The organism is Photorhabdus sp. CRCIA-P01 (assembly GCF_003545805.1).
Classification (GTDB): Bacteria; Pseudomonadota; Gammaproteobacteria; order Enterobacterales; family Enterobacteriaceae; genus Photorhabdus; species Photorhabdus antumapuensis.
Window position 1 is genome coordinate 242,917 of sequence record NZ_NMQR01000002.1, and the last position, 7,420, is coordinate 250,336.

The 7,420-nt window shown below is 42.4% G+C and carries 5 protein-coding genes and 1 pseudogene; 5 read left to right on the forward strand and 1 reads right to left on the reverse strand.

Going from position 1 to position 7,420, the window contains the following annotated elements:
* Nucleotides 1–3: 3 nt before the first annotated feature.
* Nucleotides 4–1,506 carry a guanosine-5'-triphosphate,3'-diphosphate diphosphatase gene (gene gppA / locus D3222_RS02585; RefSeq protein WP_118984726.1) on the forward strand — a complete coding sequence of 501 codons (1,503 nt, stop codon included), beginning with the start codon at nt 4–6 and terminating at the stop codon, nt 1,504–1,506.
* A gap of 50 nt (nt 1,507–1,556) precedes the next feature.
* Here the strand turns inward: gppA and rep are convergent, their stop codons facing one another.
* Nucleotides 1,557–3,584, reverse strand: coding sequence for a DNA helicase Rep (gene rep, locus D3222_RS02590; RefSeq protein ID WP_118984711.1), 2,028 nt, complete (start codon nt 3,582–3,584; stop codon nt 1,557–1,559).
* Between the two features lie 899 nt (nt 3,585–4,483).
* On the opposite strand from rep, the gene D3222_RS26585 reads away from it, so the two are divergent.
* The 4 genes and pseudogenes from D3222_RS26585 to D3222_RS02615 form a co-directional block, all read left to right on the forward strand.
* Nucleotides 4,484–4,648 (forward strand): hypothetical protein, encoded by a 165-nt coding sequence (locus D3222_RS26585; protein WP_339367466.1) that lies wholly within the window; start codon nt 4,484–4,486, stop codon nt 4,646–4,648.
* A complete protein-coding gene (locus D3222_RS02600) occupies nt 4,615–5,058 on the forward strand; it encodes a PAS domain-containing protein (RefSeq protein ID WP_339367467.1) in 444 nt (147 codons plus the stop codon). The genes D3222_RS26585 and D3222_RS02600 overlap by 34 nt, the downstream gene beginning before the upstream one ends.
* Before the next feature lie 53 nt (nt 5,059–5,111).
* A pseudogene (locus D3222_RS02605) lies at nt 5,112–5,375 on the forward strand (helix-turn-helix transcriptional regulator); the annotation flags it as partial.
* An 816-nt stretch (nt 5,376–6,191) separates the two neighbouring features.
* On the forward strand, nt 6,192–7,420 hold a 1,229-nt coding region (locus D3222_RS02615), incomplete at its 3' end, for a ShlB/FhaC/HecB family hemolysin secretion/activation protein (RefSeq protein ID WP_157975276.1).

The following is a 7,420-nucleotide window of genomic DNA, read 5'->3' on the forward strand; positions in this document are numbered from 1 at the left end:
ATGATGCTGAGTTCTTCTTCGCTCTATGCGGCTATCGACCTGGGTTCAAACAGTTTTCATATGCTAGTTGTGCGTGAAGTATCCGGCAGTATGCAGATACTGGCACGAATCAAACGTAAGGTCAGGCTGGCCGCCGGATTAGACAAAAATAACCGTTTATCTCAACAGGCAATGGAGAGAGGTTGGCAATGTCTCAGGATTTTTTCTGAACGCTTACAGGATATACCTCCATCACAAATCCGCGTTGTTGCTACGGCAACTTTACGCATCGCTGAAAATTCAGACGAATTTGTGAAAAAAGCATCAGAAATCCTTGATTGTCCGGTTAAGGTAATCAGTGGTGAAGATGAAGCTCGGCTTATTTATCAAGGCGTTGCCCATACAACTGGCGGCTCTGAAAAACGTCTGGTTGTCGATATTGGTGGTGCAAGTACAGAACTGGTTACGGGGAATGGGGCAAAAGCTTCTCAGTTATCCAGCCTGAGTATGGGTTGCGTTACCTGGCTTGAAGGCTACTTCAATGACCGTAGCCTGACGGAAGAAAATTTCGCCAGAGCCGAAGCTGCCGCACATGACACGTTGAAGCCCATTGCTCCAAATCTGATCGAACAAGGCTGGCAGATTTGTGTAGGCGCTTCCGGCACCGTTCAGGCTCTGCAAGAAATCATGATCGCTCAGGGTATGGATGAGCTGATCACTTTGCCGAAACTTCAGGAGCTCAAACATAAAGCGATTGAGTGCGGTAAGCTGGAAGAACTGGAAATAGAAGGATTGACGCTGGAACGGGCTCTGGTTTTCCCAAGTGGCCTTGCTATCCTGATAGCGATTTTCCAGGCATTAAATATTGAAAGTATGATCCTTGCGGGCGGCGCCTTACGGGAAGGTCTTGTTTACGGCATGTTGGATTTACCAATAGAACCAGATATTCGTACCAGAACACTACGTAATATACAGCGACGTTTTCAGTTAGACGTTGAACAGTCTCAACGGGTCAAACAATTGGCTGAACACTTCCTACAACAGATTGCTAAACCTTGGGAACTTGAAAGCCGATGTCATGAATTATTACAAAGTGCCTGTCTGATACATGAAATTGGCCTGAGTATTGATTTCCATCAAGCTCCATTACATGCAGCCTATCTGATCAATTATCTCGCTCTCCCCGGCTATACTCCTGCACAAAAAAAACTCTTAGCCACATTACTGAAGAACCAAAGTGGCCCCATTGATTTGTTTTCCTTTAGCCAACAAAATGCCTTACCTCTGATACAAGCTCAACGTTTATGCCGTTTGTTGCGGTTAGCTATCATCTTCGCCAATCGCCACCGAGATGACACGCTCCCTGCTCTACGTTTAAAAGTGAGTGGTGAAACGTTAATAATAACGCTACCTCATGGCTGGCTAATGCAGCATCCTCTGCGGGCAGAGTCTTTGCAGCAGGAAATTCAGTGGCAAAGCCATGCTCAATGGCCGCTTGTTTTAGGTGAGCAGGATACTCAAACTTGAATAAAATCGCTTTCCCTGTATCTCTGTGATACAGGGAGTCTTCAATATATTTACGACTTATTTTTTTGTCCAAGCCCTAAACGCGATTTGATATCCGCGATACGTGATTGCCCTTTTTGCATTCTTTCTTCAGCAGTCACTATTTTTTTATCTTGCGGCCAATGTAAGTCATCCTGTGGCAATTCATGCAAAAAACGACTTGGTTCTGGACGGATTAACTCGCCATATTGACGACGCTCTTTACATAAAGTAAAGAATAACTCCCGTTGAGCACGGGTGATCCCTACATAAGCCAGTCGTCGCTCCTCATCAATATTTTCTTCATCAATACTGCTCTGATGAGGCAATAGCCCTTCTTCCATGCCGACCAGAAATACATAGGGAAACTCCAATCCTTTGGAAGCATGTAAAGTCATTAATTGCACCTGATCAAACTCCTCGCCATCTTCGTCTCGCTCCAGCATATCCCGTAATGTGAAACGCGCGACCACCTGAGATAAAGTCATTGCTTCATTCAGTTCATCACCTTCCAGCATTTCACTCATCCAAGTGAATAACTGATTAATATTTTTCATCCGCATTTCAGCCGCTTTCGGACTCGGTGATGTTTCGTACAGCCAGCTTTCATAATCCATACCATGAAGCAGATCACGCACAGCTAGCAAAGGATCTCGTTCAACCTGACGAGTTATCTCATCCATCCAGTGAGTAAAACGCTGTAGTGCCGCCAAACCGCGACCAGTTAGATTTTGCTCCAAACCCAGATCGAAACTAGCCTGATAGAAACTTTTATTGCGCTGATTCGCCCACTCACCCAGTTTTTGAATGGTAGCCGCACCAATCTCACGTCTTGGTGTATTGACAATTCTTAGGAATGCGCTGTCATCTTCGGGATTAGTCAGCACCCGCAGATAAGCTAGCAAATCCTTAATTTCAGGGCGGGCAAAGAAAGAAGTGCCACCAGAAATCCGGTAAGGAATACGGTTTTGCATCAGCATCTTTTCAAACACGCGGGATTGATGATTTCCCCGGTAGAGAATAGCGTAATCTTTATATTGGGTCTTATTGATAAAGTGATGTGCCATCAGCTCCCCAATAACCCTTTCCGCCTCATGCTCTTCATTATTAGCTGTAATCACTTTCAACGGATCACCATACCCCAGTGCAGAAAAAAGCCGTTTTTCAAACACGTGAGGGTTATTGGCGATCAAAATATTAGCTGCTTTCAGAATACAGCCAGAGGAACGATAGTTCTGTTCTAATTTGATCACATTAAGCTTTGGGAAATCCTCTTTCAGTAACACCAAATTTTGTGGTCTTGCGCCACGCCATGAATAGATCGACTGGTCATCATCACCCACCACCGTAAAACGAGCCCTTTGTCCCACCAACAATTTAACCAGTTGATATTGACTGGTATTGGTGTCCTGATATTCATCTACCAACAGATAACGGATACGATTTTGCCAACGCTCCCTAACTTCTTCATCATGCTGCATCAGCAAAGTCGGTTTGGTAATCAGATCGTCAAAATCCAATACATTACAGCTCGCCAGATGTAAATCATAACGGTGATAACATTCAGCAAACTGATGCTCCTGAGCAGAACGGGCCAATGCCAAAGCTTGTTGTGGAGAAAGCAGATCATTTTTCCAGTTTGAAATGGCAGAGCTCAATTTTTGTAATAGATCTTTATCTTCCTCCAGTAAATCGGCTGTTAAATCTTTCAACAGAACCATCTGGTCCTGCTCATCAAACAACGAGAAATTGCTTTTCATTCCCAAGGCTCTGTACTCACGCTTAATGATTTCCAATCCCAACGTGTGGAAAGTCGAAATCATCAGCCCTTTAGCTTCTTTGCGCCCCAGAGTTTGTGCTACACGTTCCTTCATTTCCCGCGCGGCTTTATTAGTAAAAGTCACAGCAGCAATATGACGAGGTTGATAGCCACAAGTACGGATAAGGTGAGCAATCTTATTGGTGATCACTCTGGTTTTGCCGGAACCTGCCCCCGCCAGAACCAGACAGGGGCCCGTAACAAATTCAACTGCTTGTTGCTGGTTGGGATTTAATCGCATGGTATTTAATGAGTTATGTCAAAGCAGTACTTCAAGAGATGGAATTGTAGCAGAAAGACAGGACGGGATTCCACTTTGCACAAACAGCAACCAACAGATGGATATTGATGATCTTATCCATTCAATACTGAATCCCCATATATTTTCACTGGTAGGATAAGGATTATCGCAACCAAATCCCTGTGGGATAGCATAATTATTTACAATATTCTCGTCTTATATTGGAATCACTTAACGAAGCACTAATTAATCTAGTCCAAAATTTCTATATTCATATCCATTCTAAGTTTAATCATTACCTCTGAATTGATATGCCATATAATTAATATTGAGTGCATTGGCTACTTTATAAATGAACTTATCAGTATCCGCAACCATGCACTCCAATTCAATATCTTCAATACCTCTTATTTCTCCTTTATCAATATAAAGGAGAATAACCTCATGACTTATTCGAGGAAGGAGCAACTCTGGTTGTTAACAAGCATGAAAAAGGAAACGGTTTTTTTCTTATTGAAGATAATAAAGAATTATTTATCTCATCTCGATTTGACAATATGAATAGCCTCCATTGGGTACATAACACAAATAAAAAATCCATAGCAATCAATACAGCCAAAATTTTAGGGAAAATTGTGGCATTTTACGAACAACCTTATTCAATTCACGTATAGAAGAAAAATCACGTCAGGTTACGATTTGATGCCAAATTTAAAAATTTTTATGTAACCTATAGCAACACAATATCTTTATAAGGCAATCCATCTTAATGGATTGCGATGTTATGTACGTGCAGTTTTTAACTGGAAAAATAAATCAATTATATAGTTAAATTATTTTGTGTATCACCAGAAAACAACTCATTCATCTGATGATTTAATAATAATTAAGGAGTTATTATGTCAAATATAAGAAACAAACCCAGTCATATTACGCCACAATTAACGCTGATGTGGGATAAAAGCATGAACCCTGGGGAGCCAGAGATCGCGAGTCAAGGTTTATTTATGCTAACCCTGCTTTTTATCAACTGCTCAACCTTCCTGAAGATGTCGATATTATAGGGCTATCTATGGGTGAATTATCCTCACCTATTGCCGAGTATGCAGAAGAATTCCATCGTCAGGATCAAAAAGCCATTCAAACTATGCAACGCGTCACTTCACTGGAAACACATCAGTTTGGGAAACATAACGTTAAACAAACTTATATTTGTGATAAATTTCCCCTTTGTGATGAGAATAATGATTGTATTGGGATCTTCTTTCATATGTATAAAACTCAGTTAGATGAAGAGAAGATCAGTGAAGAATTAATGATAAGTCTCGAAGATGTGGCTAATCATATTCAATCAATTTACCAAAAATTCAATTTGCCCTTACATGCAGAATTAAAAGATTTCTGTAAAGAAAATAAACTTTATCTTTATATTCCAGAAAGATTTGTCACTATCGGTAGTAGAGAGTTAAGTTGATTGTAAAATATCAAGCATCTAACTTTAAGACTAGAGAAAAAAGGGGTAATAACATGGATAATAAACTAATTATCTCACCTCAAATCATTAACACAATAAAGCAAAGTAATGAACCTTGGGGAATAAAGGATAAAAACTCATGCTTTATTTATGGCAATAAGGCATTGAACTTGATTAAAGGATTTTCTGATTCATTTGATTTTGAAGGACTTTATGATGATGAATTTCCTTGGAATGGCGCTGAGTTTGCTAAGGAATATATTCAGCATGATCAAAAGGTAATGAAAGAAGAAAAATCATATATTTCACTCGAAACACAGGAAGAATATTGTCGCTTCAATGATTATGATCTTTATGTACCAGAAAGATTTTTACATCCTGAAAGCAGCATTTTGGTTTGAATCTCAAATCTTAGTGATGTTCACGACCGGAAGTGGCCGAACAGCGTTATCGTTATATGCTCCATTTATCGGGAAAAGCGGGTATGACTTATTACACGATGATCCCTTTACTGCCCGTTTTAAGGAAGAAACGGGGGGTAAATATCCTTAACGTCATTTTATGACATCAGGCGACAACTACCTTGAAAAACGCCGTTAAAGAGCGAGCTCTTTCGCGGTAATACGCAGCACCTTCGTCACTATTGTTAGGATTCATGATTTTTTCCAATCTGTGAATTAATTACGGCCATCTGCTGCCTGATGGTTATCTCTCAATCCGCAATAGCATAGCGCCAGTTTTGCCAACTGAACTAAACGTTATCATCTGACCTCATCAGAAAAGATAATATTTCATCACCAATTTACGACAAGTATCACTTTGTCAGTGATTCAATTCTGAAATCAAACATCATAAATGTGATTTACATCACATAATTTACAAAAAAAATGAAATTAATTTGAAATTATTAGAATTGGTTATTAAATGATTAATATTAATCTGTTTTTTATACAATGTTGTCACAAAACAATCACATTGGCCTGTTTTTTGCTTTGCACTATAACCCCTTGTTTTTGCTGCTATCTTAACCAATCCCCCTATTTTAAATGCCCGGTTGATCATCAATCCTAAATATTGATCTCTAAGATAAATTCATGGTTAATACCGCTTCGACATTGTGGAATAGAAAGTCAATGAAAAGCAGTATTTTAGTGTTTGTGGTTTTTTATAGCGTGATTTCAGGCAGTCAGGCCGCAGACCTCTCAGAACAACAACTCATTCATCAACAGGCACGTCAGCAAGCCCTGGAAGCCCAGTTAACGCCACCCCCTGCGGAGGTTCACCTGTCTGTACCCGAACAGGCGGTGTCATCCGCATTTTCGGTGGAAACGCCGTGTTTTCCGATCACCCGCGTCGTGTTGGCAGGCACTGAAAATTTCCCGCACTGGTTACCGTTCAGGCGTGTCGCCCAACAGGGCGAAAACCATTGCCTCGGTGCTCAGGGCATTAACCGGCTAATGACCCGATTGCAAGATCAGCTCATTAATCACGGCTATGTCACCAGCCGGGTTCTGGTTCCTCGTCAGGATCTGCATACCCAAACCTTAAAACTGGTGATGATACCGGGCAACATCCGACATATCCGCTATACCCCTGACAGCGGAAAATATATCCAGCGGATAACGCCATTCCCCGCGCGTGAAGGCAAGCTGTTGGATTTACGGGACATTGAGCAGGGACTGGAAAACTTGCAACGTTTCCCGACCGTACAGGCCAATATGAACATTGTCCCGGCAACGCAACCGGGCGAAAGTGATATTGTGCTGGACTGGCGTCAGTCACGGCACTGGCGAGTCGCCACGTATCTGGATGATACCGGCACCAAAAGCACCGGGCGTTATCAGGGCGGATTCACCTTCTTTCTGGATAACCCGCTGGCGCTAAGCGACCTGTTCTATCTCTCCGGTGGGCGCGATATTCATGCGTCTGCCGGGAAGGGCAGCCAAAACGACACGCTCTATTACTCGCTGCCCTTCGGTTACTGGATGGCGAGCGTGACGGCCAGTCATTACGATTATATGCAGACAATCGCCGGGCTGAATCAGGCGATTCAATACCGGGGCAAAAGCCAAAACCTGGCGGTCCAGCTCAGCCGGGTGCTGCACCGCAACGCCGACCAGAAAACCCTGCTCAACGGTGAAATTTATCGCCGGGCGTCCCGTAATTTTATTGACAACACTGAAATCGATGTTCAGCGCCGGGAAACCGCAGGCTGGAAGCTGGGACTGTCCCATCATCACACTATCGGCAACGCCACTCTCGATACCAGGGTCACTTACCAACAGGGCATGCGCTGGTTTGGCGCGCAACCGGCGCCGGAAGAGTACCGCAATGAAGGGACTGCCTTGCCTAAAATCACCCA

What these genes read in the sequence shown, in the direction of transcription:
- gppA (WP_118984726.1), top strand. Translation starts at nt 4, where the DNA reads ATGCTGAGTTCTTCTTCGCTCTATGCGGCTATCGACCTGGGTTCAAAC.
- rep (WP_118984711.1), bottom strand. Translation starts at nt 3,584, where the DNA reads ATGCGATTAAATCCCAACCAGCAACAAGCAGTTGAATTTGTTACGGGC.
- D3222_RS26585 (WP_339367466.1), top strand. Translation starts at nt 4,484, where the DNA reads ATGTCAAATATAAGAAACAAACCCAGTCATATTACGCCACAATTAACG.